This is a genomic window from Kribbella sp. NPDC023855 (assembly GCF_040639475.1).
Lineage (GTDB): Bacteria > Actinomycetota > Actinomycetes > Propionibacteriales > Kribbellaceae > Kribbella.
On the sequence record NZ_JBFAAA010000018.1, the window covers coordinates 94,477 to 109,719 of the forward strand.

Sequence of the window (15,243 nt, forward strand, 5' to 3'; positions counted from 1 at the left end):
CGACTTTGAGCGACCCTGCAGGAGTGTGTGCCGATGAGCGACCTGGACGTGGTGGTGTCCGGCCTGGTCTTCCACGACCTGGTGCTCGGCCTGCCCTCCGCGCCGCGCCCCGGCACCGAGGTCTGGGCGGACGACTCCGCCGAGAGCCCCGGCGGGATCGCCAACTTCGCCGTCGCGCTGGCCCGGCTCGGGCTGCGGACGGGACTGGCCGCGACCTTCGGCGCCGACGACCTCGGCGACCGGCTCTGGGACCGGCTGGAACGCGGCGTTGGCATCGATCTGACTCTCTCCCGCAAGCTCGCCGGCTGGCAGACGCCCCTCACGGTGGCCCTTGCCTATGACAACGACCGGGCACTGGTCACCAGGGGTACCCCTCCTCCGCTGTCAGCCGACGAGCTCCTCACCACGCCGCCGGCCGCTCGGGCCGTCGCCGCTCACATCGGACCCTGGCCGAACGAGTGGCTCGCCAAGGCCCGGGCGGCCGGCAGCGTGGTCTTCGCCGACGTCGGCTGGGATCCCTCCGAGCGATGGGACCCCGCGGTACTCGATCAGCTCGAGCACTGCGACGTGTTCCTGCCGAACGCCGGCGAGGCGATGAGCTACACCCGCACGAGTACGCCGGACGAGGCGCTCGCGCGGCTGGCCGAGAAGGTACCCGTGGTCGTCGTCTCCGACGGCGCGAACGGAGCACTCGCGCTCGACGCGGGCTCCGGCGAGCGGGTCGTCGTACCGGCTGTGCAGGTCTCGGCGGCGGACACCACCGGGGCGGGTGATGTGTTCGCCGCCGGGTTCATCGCGGCGACGTTGTGGGAGCTGCCGCTCGCCGAGCGGGTCCGGTTCGCCGCACTGACGGCCGCGCTGTCCGTGACCCGGCTGGGTGGTGCCGACGCGGCCCCGACCTGGGCCGACCTCGCCGAATGGCATCAGCAGCACCCAGCAGACCAATCCCTTGCGGCGCTGATCAGCGCCCACTCCGGAAGCGCTCCCCTGCGCGACCAGTCAGGAAGGTAGAACCATGGAGCTCTCACGTCGGACGCTGCTCGCCGGGGGCTTCGCGGCCATGCTCGGCGGATCGGTCGTCGGCTGTTCGTCCAGCATGGACGCCGGCCCGGCGAAGAAGAACGCGACCGGCAACATCGCGTTGTGGTGCTGGCCGGGCGGCCTGGGCAAGTCCGTCCTGGACGACACGATCGCGCACTTCCCCGACCAGCACATCAAGTACTCCGAGGTCGGCGGCGACTTCAAGCAGAAGCTGCTCACCACCTTCAACGGTGGGACGTCGATCCCGGACATCACCGGCGTCAAGGGTGAGGACATCGCCTCGCTGCTGCCGCAGGCCAACCGGTTCGTGGACCTCAAGACGATCGGCGCCGACTCGTTCCTCGGCGACTACCTGGAGTGGAAGGTCAAGCAGGCCACCACGCTGGACGGCAAGGTGCTCGGCCTCCCGATCGACATCGGCCCGACCGCGCTGTTCTACCGCGAGGACGTTTTCACCGCCGGCGGTCTGCCGGGCGACCCGGCCAAGGTGGCCGAGCAGCTGAAGACCTGGGACGACTTCCTGGCCGCCGGGGTCGAGCTGAAGAAGGCCAACCCGAAGGCGCCGATCGTGGCCGACGCCGCCGACCTCTACGGCACCATCGTCAACCAGGGCACGGCGCGCTACATCGACAAGGACAACAAGTTCATCGGCGACCAGGACCACATCCGCAAGGCCTGGGACACCGCGGTGAAGGCGATCACCCTGAAGGTCGACGGCCGGACGCTCGGCGGGTCGCCGGACTGGAACGCCGGCCTCGACCAGGGCACGGTGCCGACCGTCACCGGCGCGGCCTGGGTCGCGCTGGACATCAAGGCCGCCTGCAAGACCAGTGTCGGCAAGTGGCGGGTCGCGCCGACCCCGAGCGGTCCGGCGAACTTCGGTGGCTCGTTCCTGACCATCACCAAGAACGCCGCCGACCCGGCCGCCGCGCTCGAGGTGATCAAGTACATGCTCAGCCCCGACAACCAGGCCAAGGCGTTCGCCGACGCGCAGATCTTCCCGTCCGCGCCGGCCGCCTACGACAAGCCGCAACTCAAGGCGGCCGACCCGTTCTTCGGCGGGCAGGTGCCGATCGAGGTCTTCGGGCCGGCCGCGAAGGCGATCCCGATCGCCTACGAGGCTCCGCTCGACAGCGCGATCGCCGTACCGTTCACCGACGGCATCAAGCTCGTCCAGGCGGGCAAGAAGACCTCGGACGCCGCCTGGGCGGAGGCCGTCGCGAAGGCGAAGCAGATCGGCAAGCGTCAGGGCGTGCAGTGACACTGACCGCGACAGCACCGGTCAAGACCTCCGGTACTACGAACGCGAACCGCCGGCGCAGCGTCTGGTCGTACTGGCGTTTCTACCTGGCGCTGTCGCCGTTCTACCTGATCTTCCTGGTGTTCGGGCTGTACCCGGTCGCCTCGACGATCCTGCTCGCCTTCCAGCGGTGGGACGGGTTCGGGCCGCGGCAGATGGTCGGGTTGCAGAACTTCCGCAACCTGGCCGAGGACAGCACCTTCTGGCTGTCGCTGTGGAACACGGTCGTGCTGTTCGTGATGTCGACCGCGCCGACGCTGGTGATCGCGATGGCGCTCGCGGTGATGCTGCACTCGGCCGTCCGGTTCAAGGGCATCTACCGGATCGCGTACTTCATCCCGAACATCACCTCGCTGGTGGCGGCGGCGATCTTCTTCGCCGCCGTCTTCAGCACCAACTTCGGGCTGATCAACTCCGGGCTGCGCGCACTCGGGCTGCCGACCGAGGACTGGCTCAGACAGCCCTGGGGGATCAAGATCGCGATCTCCACGATGATCGTGTGGCAGTGGGCCGGCTACAACACGATCATCTACCTTGCCGGCCTGCAGGCGATCCCGACCGAGCAGTACGAGGCCGCCAAGATGGACGGCGCCGGCCCGTTCCGGACGTTCTTCTCGATCACCCTGCCGCAGCTGCGGCCGGTGGTGCTGTTCACCGTGATCATGTCGACGATCGGCGGCCTGCAGACCTTCACCGAACCGCAGGTGATGGTCGGCAACAACGGCGGCACCGGGCAGAGCGGCATGACGATCGTCATGTACTTCTACAACCAGGCGTTCTTCGCCAACGACTACGGGTACGCCGGTGCGATTGCCCTGAGCATCTTCATGCTCGTCCTGCTGTTCACCGCGATCAACTGGAAACTGCTCGGCGGAAGGGGCAAGCAATGAAGCGAGTGAGCCGGCGCGGGGTGCTGCTGCACGCACTGCTGGCGATCGCGGCGGTGCTCTGCCTGTTCCCGTTCTACTGGACGTTGGTGATGGCGACCAACACGACGTCCGACATCTACCGGTTCCCGCCGAAGTTCACCTTCGGCTCGCAGTTCGACGACAACGTCCGCGAAGTCCTGGCGAACGTGGCGTTCTTCCAGTCGATGGGCAACACCGCGATCGTGGCCGTCTCGACGACCGTGCTGGTGCTGTTGTTCGACTCGCTGGCCGCGTTCACCTTCGCGAAGTTCCGGTTTCCCGGCCGGAACGCGTTGTTCGTGATCCTGCTGGCGACGATGTTGCTGCCGGCGCAACTGGGCGCGGTACCGCAGTTCCAGACGATGGCGGCGTTCGGCTGGGTCGGGTCGCTGAAGGCCCTGATCATCCCGGCGGCGGCCAATGCCTTCGGCATCTTCTGGTTGCGGCAGTACTTCCAGAACTCCATCCACGACGAGTTGGTCGAGGCTGCGACACTGGACGGCTGTGGCTTCCTGGGCGTCTACCGGCACGTGGCCCTGCCGTCGGCGCGGCCCGCGCTCGCCTTCCTGGGCATCTTCACCTTCGTGGCGTCGTGGAACGACTACTTCTGGCCGCTGATCGTGCTGACCAACCCGGATCACCTGACCCTGCAGGTCGCCCTGTCGTCACTGAACCGCAGCCACGGCGTCGACTACAGCATGGTGATGACTGGCGCGCTGATGGCGATGGTGCCCCTGATCATCGTCTTCGTGATCTTCGCCCGCCAGTTCATCAAGGGCGCAACCGAAGGCGCCATCAGAGGCTGACGAGTTGGCTGGTGACGTCGCGGACGAAGTCCTTTGCCTCCTCGGCGTCTGGCGGCTCAGCACTACTAGCCCGCTGAACCGCCAGCGCTGAGAGCACGACTGGATTGCCCGGGTGTCGTTCCAGGTACCACTCGCCGGCCTCGACCTTCGAGCACTGAATTCCCTGTACTGCGAAGCGCAGCGCGCGGCAGGCGTTGAGCACGGCGTACGTCGTCGGCGCGTGCGCCAGCACCGCGGCGAGGGTCGCGGGCGAAGTCCAGCAGCATCGAGGCCGTCAAGGGTTGAGGCGCATGGCGAGGTGGGTGGCGCCGTCGCCGGTCAGTTCTTGTCTGGTGGCTCCGCGGCCGTTGAGGATTCGCAGTACCGTGTCGCCGGCCGCGCGGACCTCGTGGCCTTCGCCGTACGACCAGTTGTAGCCCTCAGCAACCAGTCGGACGCCGGCCAGCCGCTTGCGGGCGCTGCCTCCGACGGAGACGTTCATCGGCCACTTCGCCTGGACGGAGAAGTCGGCCACCGGGGTGAAGGCCTCCGGGGGAACGGGTCGCGGGCTGCTCAGCGGGTGGCGGATGTCGATCGCGTGGACCACCGCGTCGACCAGGGCCGCAATCTCCGGTACGCCGGGCGGCTTGGCGTCCGTCTCAGCGTTCTGGCGGAGCTGGGCGACGATCGCCTCCGGGCCGCGCTCGGCCCACCGCTTGGCGATCTCGGCGCTCGCCTTGTTGAGCCGGAAGCGCGCCTTGACGATCGCCGGAATCATCTCGCTGGGCCGCAGCAGCGGCGCCCAGGCCAGGTGCGCGGCGACGTCCTGGACCGTCCACTCGTCGCACAACGACCGCGTCGCCCACTGGGTCGGCCCGAGGGTCTCGAGGAAGTCGGCCAGCGCCAGACGTTCGGTACGGATCAGCTGCGGCAACTCACTCATCCTCGGAGTGTGACACTGCGGGCTCTACCCCGGTAGAGGAAACGCCGAGGGCACTAAGCTGCGGGAACCCACAGGGGTCTTACGAACGTCGGAGGGGCGTCATGGTTGGCAAGCGAGGACGCGTGATCGGCCGGATCGCACCGGGAATCGTCGGCGAGGTGATGCTGCCGGTCCGCGGTGCCACCGAGGCCTTCTACGCTTACCCCGCGGCCGACGAGGTGATCGAGGTCGGTACCCCGGTCGTGGTGGTCGAGTTCGACCCACCCCGCACGGTCTATGTCGCCCGCGCCATCTGATTCATTTTGTTCCCTGGAGGGGAAATGCTCTGGACCTACCTGATCGCCGGCGCCGTCGCGCTGGTGGTCCTCCTGCTCCTGTTCCGGATGGTCTGGCGGGTGGCGGAGCCGAACGAGGCTCTGATCATCTCCGGTCTCGGCGCGCACTCGAGCCAGGAGCAGATCAACGAGACGCTCGGCTTCAAGATCGTCGTCGGCCGCGGCACCGCGGTGCTGCCCGGCTTCCAGACCGTCCGCCGGCTGCCGCTCGACATCCGGGCCACGCCGCTGACCGTCACCTGCGTCTCCAGCCAGGGCATCCCGCTGCACATCAAGGGCGTCACGGCGTACAAGGTCGGTGACGACTACGGCTCGATCGCGAACGCCGCGCGGCGGTTCCTGGAGCAGAGCGACGAGCAGGTGATGAACACGATCCACGAGCTGTTCGCGGGTCACCTGCGGGCGATCGTCGGTTCGACCACGGTCGAGGAGATGCTGCACGACCGGGAGACGCTGACCACCAACATCCGGGGCTCGCTGGCCGGCGACATGGAGAAGCTCGGCCTGGTGGTCGACTCGCTGCAGATCCAGGAGATCGACGACGAGTCCGGCTACATCAAGAACCTGGGCCGTCCGCAGGCCGCCGCCGTCGAGGCCGCGGCCCGCATCGCTCAGGCTGAGCGGGACCGGGAAGCCACTGAGCGGGAGCAGGTCGCCGCGGCGGCCAAGGCGGCCGCGGTACGGCAGAGCTCGATCGCGCAGGCCGGTTACCAGGCCGAGGTCGACCAGGCGAAGTCGAAGGCGTCGCAGTCCGGTCCGCTGGCCGAGGCGCTGGCCCGGCAGGAGGTCGTGGTCGCCGAGACGGAGACCGCGAAGCTGAACGCGTCGCTGGCCGAGAAGCAGCTGGAGTCGTCGGTGCTGAAGCCGGCCGACGCCGAGGCGTACAGGCAGCGCACGCTGGCCGGCGCCGCCCGGGACGCGCAGATCGCGGCCGCGGAGGCGAACGCCCGCGAGGTGACGCTGCGCGGTGAGGCCCAGGCCAAGGCGACCGAGCTGAACGGTAAGGCCGAGGCGGCCGCCGTGCAGGCGAAGGCGATGGCCGAGGCGGCCGGTATCAAGGCGCGTGCCGAGGCGCTGGCCACGAACACCGACGCCGTTGTCGCCCAGCAGCTGGCCGAGGCCTACCCGGAGATCGTCCGCGCGGCCGCCAGCTCGTTCGAGAAGGTCGGCAACATGGTCGTCCTGAACGGTGCCCAGGGCATCGAGGACACCTTGGTGAAGACCATCACGATGGGTGGTTCGGGCTTCGCACTGGCCAAGCAGCTGATCGACTCGCTGTCCGCGAACGGCAAGCCGGCCACGCTCGAAGCGGTCCCGGACGAGAGCCCCCGGGCCTGACCTTTCGACCACAAGTTAATCATTAACGCGTCATTTGACTGATCCGTTCCTAAGTCACGACGGCTGCGCTAGCTTGAGGGGCATCACTCCCAGCGTCACGGCTCTCACCAACCGTGACCGGTCGCCCCGAAGGACTGATCACCGTGCCACTCCGACGATTGCTAGCCGTCCTGGCCGCCCTCCTGGTCGGTACCGCCACCCTGGTGGCGGTACCGACCGAGGCGCAGGCCGCGCCGAACTTCAAGGCTCCGTACCCGTGTGGTCAGCGCTGGACCTACAGCCACCACTCGGCCGAGGTCCGTCGCGCTCTCGACTTCGTCCGCACTGACGGCACCACCAACGGCACGCCGGTCCTGGCTTCAGCGGGCGGTACGGCGTACCAGTACTCGCAGCCCAGTGGCGCCGGCAACTACATCGCCATCGAGCACGGTGGCGGCTGGAAGACCTACTACTTCCATCTCGGCTCGTTCTCCGTCGGCAACGGCGCCCAGGTCAGCCAGGGCCAGCAGATCGGTACGACGGGAAGCACCGGCAACTCCAGTGGTCCGCACATCCACTACGAGCAGCTGTACAACGGTGTCGGGCAGAACATCGTCATCAACGGCTCCGCTCTGGCCTACCCGGGTTCGTACTACCAGTACTTCCTCACCAGCGACAACGGTTGTGGTAGCCAGCCCGGGACTCCCTTCATGACCTGGGGATCCGGCGTACGGGTCCGGTCCGACGCCTACCTGAGCTCACCGGTCGTGGCCACGCTGGGCGGGCCGACCTCGGTACGGGTCCTTTGCCAGAAGCAAGGAGACACGGTGAACGCCGAGGGCTACACCAACAACTGGTGGGCCAAGCTGGCCAGCCCGGCCGGCTTCGTCAGCAACATCTACATCGACCATCCGGCCGCCATACTCCCAGGCGTCCCAACCTGCTGACAGGCAAGAGGCCGGGCCCACCCTGAGGTGGGCCCGGCTTTCTCATGTGGTGTGCAACGTCAGCCCGTAGGCACCCAGGATCTCGTTGACCGGCTGGAACCAGGTCTCACCACCACTGCTGCAGTTGCCCCAGCCACCGGACGTCACGCCCTGCGCCTGGTCGCCGGTGATGAACGAGCCACCGGAGTCGCCGCCCTCGGCGCACACGTTGGTCTTGGTGGCGCCGTAGAACAGCTGCCCGTTGCCGTAGTTCACTGTCTCGTTCTTGGCCAGGATCGTGCCGCAGTGCCAGTGCGTGGTCGAGCCACTGCGGCAGACCGACGTACCGACCGGGGCTTCCCAGGAACCACGAACGAGCCGGTCGCTGGTCTGGCCCCAACCCAGTACTACGGGCACAGTCCACCAGCCGCTGTCGATCTGGACCCAGGCATAGTCGTTGCCGGGGAAGGACGAGCCGCGGAAGACTCCCTGAGCCGATCCGTCCCAGCCGCGCGTCCTGGCGCCAGCGCCCGAGCAGTGGCCGGCTGTGACGTAGCCGCCGTGCACGGAGAAGCCGATCGAGCAGCGGACGTTGCCGGTGTAGTACGGGTCTCCCCCGACGGTCCCGGCGGCGAAGGTGCGCGGCGCCTGGGCCACGACCTCCTTGACCGTCACAGGTCCCGCCTTGGAGACCTTGGCGACGAAGGCATCAACAACCGGGGATCGCTTACCTGCTTGGACATTCACGACCACGCTGCCTGTCCGCGGGTCGGCGCTCCAGCCGCTGACTGCATCCGGGACGGCCTTCCCGGCCAGCTTGTCAACAGCAGCCTTGCGCTGCTCGAGTTGCTTGGCAGTAGCCGGTACTACGGACGCCTCAGCACCAGTGGCCCGTACTGCGTCCGCTACAGCCGGGCTAGTCACACCGACGACCAGCCGCTGCCGCGCGGCGTCGTACCAGACACCACCGAAGGCAGCTCCTGCAGCGCGCTGCGCGGTTGGTACGAGCTTGGTGGCGGCAGAATCGGCCTTCAGTCGTTCCTTGGCCTGCTGCTCGGTCAGACCGAGATCTGCCTGCAGGGCAGCCGCCTGCGCCGGTACTGCGAGTTGCTGGTCAGCCTGGTCAGGCCCTGCGGCCACGGCTTGAGACGGTACGGCTACCGCGCTCGCAACGAGCACGGCGGCAGTCAAAACCTTCATGGACTCTCCTCACCTAGGGGCGGTTCGGTGCGGTGAGAGCGCTCTCTAGACTGAGAGTGTCCTAGTGGTCACCTCTGGTCAAGCATCAGTCGGGAAGTGGTCAGAGGCCGAGGTGAGCCAGGACGGCGAGGACCCGACGGTGACCCGAGTCGGTGGGCGGCAGGTCGAGCTTGAGGAACACGTTGCCGACGTGCTTGTGGACGGCACCCTCGCTGATCACGAGCTTCTGGGCGATCGCAGTGTTGCCGAGGCCCTCGGCCATCAGGGCGAGCACCTCCCGCTCCCGCGGCGTCAGGCGCTCCAGCGGATCGCTGCGCTTCACCATCAGCTGACTGACGACTTCGGGGTCCAGCACCGTCCCGCCGGCCGCCACCCGGCGTACGGCCTCCATGAACTCGTCCACCCGCGACACGCGGTCCTTGAGCAGGTAGCCGACTCCCTCGCTCCCTGCCGCCAGAAGCTCCGCCGCGTACACCTCCTCGACGTACTGCGAGAAGACCAGCACCGGGAAGCCAGGCCGGAGCCGGCGGGCCTCGATCGCGGCCCGCAGACCCTCGTCGGTGTAGGACGGTGGCAGCCGCACGTCGACCACCGCAATGTCGGGCTGATGCTCGGCTACCGCCTTGGCGAACTCGTCGGCGTCACCGGCGACAGCGGCCACCTCGAACCCGGAGTTGCCCAGCAGCAGGCCGAGGCCCTCGGCAAGGATCGGGTTGTCCTCCAGGATCACTACTCGCACGGAAGGATCACCTCGACCGTCGTCGGCCCGCCGATCGGGCTCTGCAACTCCATCTGACCGTCGATCGCTTCCACCCGATGCACCATGCCATGCAAGCCGCTCCCCCGCCCCAGCAGGTCCGCCTGCTCGCTGATCCGGGCTCCACCGATGCCGTCGTCAGTGATCGCCAGGTAGAGCTGTGAGCCCCGCCGCTCGAGCAGTACGTCGACATGGCCGGCCGCGGAGTGCTTGGTGACGTTGGTGAGCGACTCGGCGACTACGAAGTACGCGGCAGCTTCTACGGAGGCAGGGACGGTGCCGAGCTCGCCGATGCGCAGCTCGACCGGGATAGGGCTCCGGGCACACAGGGCCGAGACAGCACCCGCCAAACCACGGTCAGCCAGGATCGGCGGGTACATGGTTCGCAGTACGCCGCGCAGCTCGGTCATGGCCTGCTCTGCGCCGTCTCTGGCGTCGTCGAGGATCTTGGCGGCCTTCTCCGGGTCCGCTGCCATCGTCTGCTTGGCAATGCCGATCCGCATGGCCAGCGAGACCAACTGGGCTTGCGTACCGTCGTGGAGATCCCGCTCGATCCGCCGCAACTCAGCACCGTGCGAGTCAACCGCACCGGCCCTGGTCCGAGTCAGCTCCTCCACGCGCTCGCTGAGGCGGGCGGCCTCTAGTTCGGCAGCGCTCGGGGCAAGCCGGCGGCGTACGGCTCGGGCATGAAAGCCGCCCACAGCAGGAGCGGCCCAGCCGAGCAGGCCGAGGCCGAGCAGGATCTGGAGCGGGCCGAAGAGCAGCGACTTCCACCAGCTGTCGATCGGCACGCCAACCAGGTTGAAGCCGCCGGGGTCGAGCGGCCACAGCACCATGCTGGCGAGCGCCGAGGGCACCGCCACCAGGGCGAGCACCGCCACGAACAGCTCGGGGATCATCACGATCGGCATCAGCAGGACCTGGACGCTGCGCCGGAAGGCCTTGTCCCGGAACAGCGCGACCACGTTGCCCGCCCGCCGCGGCGCCGCCGCGGGCAGCGCCGGCTGCTCCGGCAGGCCGAGGTACTTCGATGCCTCCCGCTGCTCCCGGTTGGCCAGCCGTACCAGGGTCGAGGTGATATCGGGGCTCGCCCAGCCGAACAGCACGATGACGGGCATCACCGCCAGCAGCGAGACGCCCATGAAGAACCGGGTGAGCAGGTACTTGCAGGCCGGCCACCCCCGGCGCAGGATCTTCGTGAGCATCGTCAAGCCTTTCCGTTGTCGTCAGCACCGATCCTGACGCAACAGAGCGGCCCACGTCGGTACAGCAGGCTCTACTCTTCCAGGTGGAGACCCGGGGCCTGTCGTCGACAGACCCCGGGCCGCAACGCTAGGGGCAGACCGGGACGCCGGGGAGCTTCGCGTTCGGGTCCTGGATGTAGATGTTGGTCATGTAGCCGCCCTGGTCGCGCAGCTTGGCCCACCAGTTGTTGGTGGTGCCCTCGGCGGTGACCGTGTCGCCCTGGACCTGGCAGGTGACGAAGACCTGCGTCGGGCCGGGCAGCTCGGTGATGATCGAGGCGCTCAGCCTGGGCGCCGAGCGCACCCGCACGCCACTGCCGTAGGTGGTGAAGTTGTAGGTCGGCGTGGTGCCGCCGTTGACCAGCTGCATGTAGTAGGTCCAGTTCCAGTTCGGACCCGGGTCGGTGTGCGTCTGGTTCGGGAACTCGCTGTGACCCTTGATGTGGGCACGGTCCTTCGGGATGCCCCGACGGTCCGCGATGTTGCGGACCAGCGCCGCCGAGGAGCGGTACATCGCGTCGGTGAACCAGGACGGCTGGTCGACCCAGCCCTCGTGCTCGATGCCGACCGTGTAGCCGTTCTCGGTGCCGACGTGCCAGGCCTTGTCCTTCTCGGCCACCATCTGCGTGACCTGGCCGTCGCTGGACCGGATCACGTAGTGCGCGCTGACCTTGGCCGCGGGATTCTTGAACCAGCTGATCGTGCCGGCGTACGAGCCCTGCGTCACGTGAATGGTGATCGCGGAGATCGCCTGGGTGCGGCCGACGGTGTAGTTGCTCGGGCTGGCCGCGTTCCAGAGGGCGCCCGGGTAGTCGACGGCCGCCAGCGAGGTCGCGGACTTGGCGCCGAGCGGAGCCACCTTGGCGTAGGCGCCGCGCTCCGGCGTGACCTTCTTCGGAGCGCTCCGCACGCCGGCGGCACCGACTCCTTCACCGATGATCCGGTAGACCTCGTCGGTGTAGAGCCGGCCGGTCGGGGCATCGGCGGAGTGCGAGTACTGCGCGACGACCGGGTACCACTTGGCGATGTTCTTGCGAGCCTCGCCGGTCAGCCCGGCCTTGTCGGCGTACGCGTCGAGGACGGCGGCGGCGCCGGTGATGTTGGCGGTCGAGTCCTTGGCCAGCTTCTCGACCGGCAGGCCGGTCAGCTTGGCGGCCTCGGACATCGTCGGGTTCTGCGGATTGCTGACCAGATGCATCAGGCCGTAGCCGTTGCTCTGGCTCGGCTTGCCGTCATGGCCGTCGAGGTGGGACTCGGCATAGCCGATGCCGACGAGCACTTCACGGGGTACGTCGTAGGTGGCGGCGGCGGTGTCGAAGGCCTTGGCCAGGTCTCCTGGCACGGCCGAACTGGTCGGATCGGGCGCCTGCGCGGCGGTGCTGGGAAGCGCGCCGCTCAAGGCGATCGCTCCGGCAGCGGCTGCGGCGAGCAGCGCGGTCAGTCTGGGCACTCGGGCGGTCTTACCCATGGGGGTTCGTTCCTTCCCATCTGACGTCCGTCGCGCCTCCCGCGACGTCCGTCCCACCGAGGGGCGTTCGGCGGGTGCGACTCACGGTAGGGCAATATCTTCCGTCGCGGCCAGTAGTTACGTGAATATTTCCCGTCACAGGCTGAAATTGTTCGGTCACGCAGCCGTTCAGCCGCGATCCTGCCATTCCAGCGGGGTCAGGAGCGGTAGACGCGACCGCGCAGCACGATGCATTCGGGGTAGGACAGGACCGCCGGATTGGCCCGGGGATCCTCGGCGTACACGACGAGATCGGCCGGATCGCCGGGCGCAAGCGTCGAGGGAGCACCGAGCCAGTCGCGGGCGGCCCACGAGCCGGCGGCCAGGGCCTGCTCGCCGGACATCCCGATGCTGGTCAGCGCCTGGATCTCCTCAGCTACCAGACCGTGCCCGAGAACTCCCCCGGCGTCAGTCCCCGCATAGATCGGTACTCCGGCCTCGAAGGCGGAGCGCAACGTGTCGAGCCGGCGCGTGTAGAGGTCACGCATGTGGTCGGCGTACACGGGAAACTTGCCGGCCGCCTGGTCGGCGTACTGGGGGAAGTTCTCAAGCTGGATGATCGTCGGTACGACGGCGACGCCGCGGCTGACGAACTGGTCGAGCAGGTCGGGCATCAGCCCCGTGCCGTGCTCGATGCAGTCGATCCCCGCCGTCAGCAGGTCGGGCAGGGCGTGCTCGCCGAAGACGTGCGCGGTGACGCGGGCGCCGAGCTCATGAGCCCGGGCGATCGCCGCGGTGAGCGCATCCAGCGGCCAGCACGGCGTCAGGTCGCCCTCGTCGCGGTCGATCCAGTCGCCGACCAGCTTGACCCAGCCGTCGCCGCGGCGGGCCTCCTGCTCGACGTACGCGACCAGCTCGTTCGGCTCGATCTCCCAGCCGTAGTTGCGGATGTAGCGCTTGGAGCGGGCGATGTGGCGGCCGGCCCGGATGATCTTCGGCAGGTCCTCCCGCTCGTCGATCCAACGGGTGTCGGCGGCCGAGCCTGCGTCGCGGACCAGCAGCGCGCCGGCGTCCCGGTCGGTGATCGCCTGCTGCTCCTGGACGTCCCGCTCGACGGCACCATGCTGATCCAGGCCGATGTGGCAGTGCGCGTCCACCAGACCGGGCACGATCCAGCCGCCCGTACTGACGGTGGTGACGTCAGCAGTGGCGGGCCGGTCGACGACCAGCCCGCCACTGAGGTGAAGCTCCTGCTGCTCACCGGCCGGCAGAACCGTGCCGGCAAGCCGTAGTACACCGGTTTCGGTCATACCGCTGACCGTAGCCGGATTGAGGTTAGCCGTGCGAGCCGCTGCCCTGGGTGCAAGGCGTGGGGTTCGTCTCGGTGGCGCAGGGCGAGCCGGACGGGGTCCCGGTCGGGGTCTCCGTGGGTGTTTCGGTCGGGGTGGGTGTGGGGGTCGGCGTCGGGGTGTCGCTCGGCGTCGGCGTCGGGGTGTCGCTCGGCGTCGGGGTCGGCCGGCCGGTCGGCGTGTGCGTCGGACGGGTCGGGCGCACGGTCGGCGTCGTGATCGGATCCGGGATCGACGGCTTGCCGGTCGTCTGCGCGGGTGGCAGCACGGGCGGCTTCGCGGTCGCCGGCGGCGTCGGCGTCAACGAGTCGTCCGGAACCTCCGGAACCTCGCGCGGATCCACGTTGCTCTCGACGTTGCCGGTCGGCTTCGGCGGGGCCAGCTTGCCGGTCGCGTTCGGCACCAGGACGGCGCTCTTGCTGTAGACCCGCATCCAGCGCAGGACGGTGGCGACGAAGTCCTTGGAGTGCTGGTACCGCAGCAGCGAGGCGACCAGGTCGCGCGGGCGCTTCAGGTCGTCGCCCTCGGAGCACAGGTAGACCGCGACCGTGGTGACGGCGTCGTACACGTTGTTCGGGTTCCGGAAGCCGTCGCCGTTGCCGTCGGCACCGAACTCGTTCCAGACGCCCGGGACGATCTGCATCGGCCCGACGGCACGGTCCCAGCCGAGGTCTCCGTCGTACCGGCCCTTGTCGGTGTCCCTGATCCGGCCGGTCCCGCGGCGGCCGTTCAGCACCGGACCGAGGAGCTTGCCCCGGGTGGTCCCGGCCACGTCGACCTTGCCGCCGGCGGCGTGGTCGGACTCGACCTTGCCGATCCCGGCCAGCAACGGCCAGGTCAGTCCACAGTTGGGGCGGACCACGGCGAGGTTGGCGGTGGCGCGGCGATAGGCGGGGAAGACCCCGCGGGGGATGCCGTTGACGGCACCGGGTCGTCCCGGCCGGACCACGGACCGGCCGTCGGTGGCACCCTGCACGGGCACGTCGGCCCGGGCTGGTTTGTCCGTTCCGATCCGGCCGTCCACTCCTGGACGCTGGGGGACGATCATGGTCAGTTCGTCGAATTCACCGCTGTTCAGACCGGCCCCAGGCGAAGGGGCGACCGGGCTGTCCGCCGCGAGCTGGCCGGAGGCACCGGCTCCGCCCGAGGCGACTGTCACGATGGCCCCCACCAGGAGGGGGGCCGTGCACAGTGAGGCGATGATGATTTTGACCCGACGGTTTCCACTACGGGTTAGGCGCATAGTTCCCCCAACGATCCACGCGCCGGAAAGTTACCGAGGGTCGACGGAAAGTTACCTGAGTCGGTAGCCCAGCGGTCGGGAAACTGCGCCGAACGGGCCTGCCCACGCTCAGTGATGTGCCCTGGCGAGGGGCCCGCGATGGGAAATCTTAACGTTCAGAGCCCGATCTCAGGGACTTTCCATCCTCAGGAGGAGGGCGATCCCGAGGGAGTCGGTGACGTGTTCTCCGAGGCCGGGGTCGGGGTGGTCTCGTCCGGGGCCTGCGTGGGCGCCGCCGTGCAGCTCGGGGCGGGCGCCGGGGGTGCGGTCGGCGGCACCGGCTCGTTCGGGCCACAGGGCGTCGGCGTCGGCGTCGGGCTCGGCGTGGGGGTCGGCGTGGGGGTCGGCGTGGGGGTCGGCGTCGGCGTGGGGGTCGGCGTCGGGGTCGGAGTCGGTAAGCGAGGCGTGT

General features: G+C 68.6%; 16 protein-coding genes. 7 read left to right on the top strand and 9 right to left on the bottom strand.

The window, feature by feature from the left end:
- The first annotated feature begins 33 nt into the window (after nucleotides 1–33).
- The 4 genes from AB0F51_RS37120 to AB0F51_RS37135 are packed head-to-tail and all read left to right on the top strand — an operon-like array spanning nucleotide 34 to nucleotide 4,055.
- Nucleotides 34–1,011: a carbohydrate kinase family protein gene (locus tag AB0F51_RS37120; protein WP_360288059.1), complete on the top strand. Its 978-nt coding sequence runs from the start codon at nucleotides 34–36 to the stop codon at nucleotides 1,009–1,011.
- A gap of 4 nt (nucleotides 1,012–1,015) precedes the next feature.
- Entirely contained in the window at nucleotides 1,016–2,302 is a 1,287-nt protein-coding gene (locus AB0F51_RS37125) for an extracellular solute-binding protein (RefSeq protein ID WP_360288061.1), read from the top strand.
- The gene (locus AB0F51_RS37130) at nucleotides 2,299–3,231 is read left to right on the top strand and encodes a sugar ABC transporter permease (protein WP_360288063.1); all 933 of its coding nucleotides are present in this window, start codon (nucleotides 2,299–2,301) and stop codon (nucleotides 3,229–3,231) included. The genes AB0F51_RS37125 and AB0F51_RS37130 overlap by 4 nt, the downstream gene beginning before the upstream one ends.
- Entirely contained in the window at nucleotides 3,228–4,055 is an 828-nt protein-coding gene (locus AB0F51_RS37135) for a carbohydrate ABC transporter permease (protein ID WP_360288064.1), read from the top strand. Before AB0F51_RS37130 ends, AB0F51_RS37135 begins: the two co-directional genes overlap by 4 nt.
- On the opposite strand, the gene AB0F51_RS37140 is transcribed toward AB0F51_RS37135, so the two are convergent.
- Nucleotides 4,045–4,287 (bottom strand): aminoglycoside adenylyltransferase domain-containing protein, encoded by a 243-nt coding sequence (locus AB0F51_RS37140; RefSeq protein ID WP_360288066.1) that lies wholly within the window; start codon nucleotides 4,285–4,287, stop codon nucleotides 4,045–4,047. The genes AB0F51_RS37135 and AB0F51_RS37140 overlap by 11 nt on opposite strands.
- A gap of 42 nt (nucleotides 4,288–4,329) precedes the next feature.
- On the bottom strand, nucleotides 4,330–4,977 hold the full coding sequence (locus AB0F51_RS37145) for a maleylpyruvate isomerase family mycothiol-dependent enzyme (protein ID WP_360288068.1): 648 nt from the start codon (nucleotides 4,975–4,977) through the stop codon (nucleotides 4,330–4,332).
- Between the two features lie 101 nt (nucleotides 4,978–5,078).
- Here AB0F51_RS37145 and AB0F51_RS37150 point away from each other — a divergent pair, with 101 nt between their 5' ends.
- The 3 genes from AB0F51_RS37150 to AB0F51_RS37160 all read left to right on the top strand — a co-directional run bounded on the left by AB0F51_RS37150 (nucleotide 5,079) and on the right by AB0F51_RS37160 (nucleotide 7,576).
- Nucleotides 5,079–5,273 carry a hypothetical protein gene (locus AB0F51_RS37150; RefSeq protein ID WP_020389422.1) on the top strand — a complete coding sequence of 65 codons (195 nt, stop codon included), beginning with the start codon at nucleotides 5,079–5,081 and terminating at the stop codon, nucleotides 5,271–5,273.
- 24 nt (nucleotides 5,274–5,297) lie between these two features.
- Nucleotides 5,298–6,650, top strand: coding sequence for an SPFH domain-containing protein (locus AB0F51_RS37155; RefSeq protein ID WP_360288071.1), 1,353 nt, complete (start codon nucleotides 5,298–5,300; stop codon nucleotides 6,648–6,650).
- Nucleotides 6,651–6,793: 143 nt separating this feature from the next.
- Nucleotides 6,794–7,576, top strand: a complete 783-nt coding sequence (locus AB0F51_RS37160) for a M23 family metallopeptidase (RefSeq protein WP_360288073.1) — start codon at nucleotides 6,794–6,796, stop codon at nucleotides 7,574–7,576.
- A gap of 42 nt (nucleotides 7,577–7,618) precedes the next feature.
- Here AB0F51_RS37160 and AB0F51_RS37165 read toward each other — a convergent pair whose 3' ends face one another.
- The 7 genes from AB0F51_RS37165 to AB0F51_RS37195 form a co-directional block, all read right to left on the bottom strand.
- Nucleotides 7,619–8,755, bottom strand: a complete 1,137-nt coding sequence (locus AB0F51_RS37165) for a S1 family peptidase (protein ID WP_360288075.1) — start codon at nucleotides 8,753–8,755, stop codon at nucleotides 7,619–7,621.
- 100 nt (nucleotides 8,756–8,855) lie between these two features.
- Nucleotides 8,856–9,494 (bottom strand): response regulator transcription factor, encoded by a 639-nt coding sequence (locus AB0F51_RS37170; RefSeq protein WP_360288076.1) that lies wholly within the window; start codon nucleotides 9,492–9,494, stop codon nucleotides 8,856–8,858.
- Nucleotides 9,485–10,717 carry a histidine kinase gene (locus tag AB0F51_RS37175; RefSeq protein ID WP_360288078.1) on the bottom strand — a complete coding sequence of 411 codons (1,233 nt, stop codon included), beginning with the start codon at nucleotides 10,715–10,717 and terminating at the stop codon, nucleotides 9,485–9,487. The genes AB0F51_RS37170 and AB0F51_RS37175 overlap by 10 nt, the downstream gene beginning before the upstream one ends.
- A 127-nt stretch (nucleotides 10,718–10,844) precedes the next feature.
- Entirely contained in the window at nucleotides 10,845–12,224 is a 1,380-nt protein-coding gene (locus tag AB0F51_RS37180; RefSeq protein ID WP_360288080.1) for an N-acetylmuramoyl-L-alanine amidase, read from the bottom strand.
- Nucleotides 12,225–12,421: 197 nt separating this feature from the next.
- Nucleotides 12,422–13,513: an amidohydrolase family protein gene (locus AB0F51_RS37185; protein ID WP_360288082.1), complete on the bottom strand. Its 1,092-nt coding sequence runs from the start codon at nucleotides 13,511–13,513 to the stop codon at nucleotides 12,422–12,424.
- A gap of 25 nt (nucleotides 13,514–13,538) precedes the next feature.
- Entirely contained in the window at nucleotides 13,539–14,711 is a 1,173-nt protein-coding gene (locus AB0F51_RS37190; protein WP_360288084.1) for a lytic transglycosylase domain-containing protein, read from the bottom strand.
- Between the two features lie 252 nt (nucleotides 14,712–14,963).
- Nucleotides 14,964–15,243: hypothetical protein (locus tag AB0F51_RS37195; RefSeq protein WP_360288086.1), on the bottom strand; the 280-nt coding region annotated here is incomplete at its 5' end.

Bases quoted from the DNA above. Each gene is read 5' to 3' on its own strand.
- AB0F51_RS37120 (WP_360288059.1), top strand. From the start codon at position 34: ATGAGCGACCTGGACGTGGTGGTGTCCGGCCTGGTCTTCCACGACCTG.
- AB0F51_RS37125 (WP_360288061.1), top strand. From the start codon at position 1,016: ATGGAGCTCTCACGTCGGACGCTGCTCGCCGGGGGCTTCGCGGCCATG.
- AB0F51_RS37135 (WP_360288064.1), top strand. From the start codon at position 3,228: ATGAAGCGAGTGAGCCGGCGCGGGGTGCTGCTGCACGCACTGCTGGCG.
- AB0F51_RS37145 (WP_360288068.1), bottom strand. From the start codon at position 4,977: ATGAGTGAGTTGCCGCAGCTGATCCGTACCGAACGTCTGGCGCTGGCC.
- AB0F51_RS37150 (WP_020389422.1), top strand. From the start codon at position 5,079: ATGGTTGGCAAGCGAGGACGCGTGATCGGCCGGATCGCACCGGGAATC.
- AB0F51_RS37155 (WP_360288071.1), top strand. From the start codon at position 5,298: ATGCTCTGGACCTACCTGATCGCCGGCGCCGTCGCGCTGGTGGTCCTC.
- AB0F51_RS37165 (WP_360288075.1), bottom strand. From the start codon at position 8,755: ATGAAGGTTTTGACTGCCGCCGTGCTCGTTGCGAGCGCGGTAGCCGTA.
- AB0F51_RS37175 (WP_360288078.1), bottom strand. From the start codon at position 10,717: ATGCTCACGAAGATCCTGCGCCGGGGGTGGCCGGCCTGCAAGTACCTG.
- AB0F51_RS37180 (WP_360288080.1), bottom strand. From the start codon at position 12,224: ATGGGTAAGACCGCCCGAGTGCCCAGACTGACCGCGCTGCTCGCCGCA.
- AB0F51_RS37185 (WP_360288082.1), bottom strand. From the start codon at position 13,513: ATGACCGAAACCGGTGTACTACGGCTTGCCGGCACGGTTCTGCCGGCC.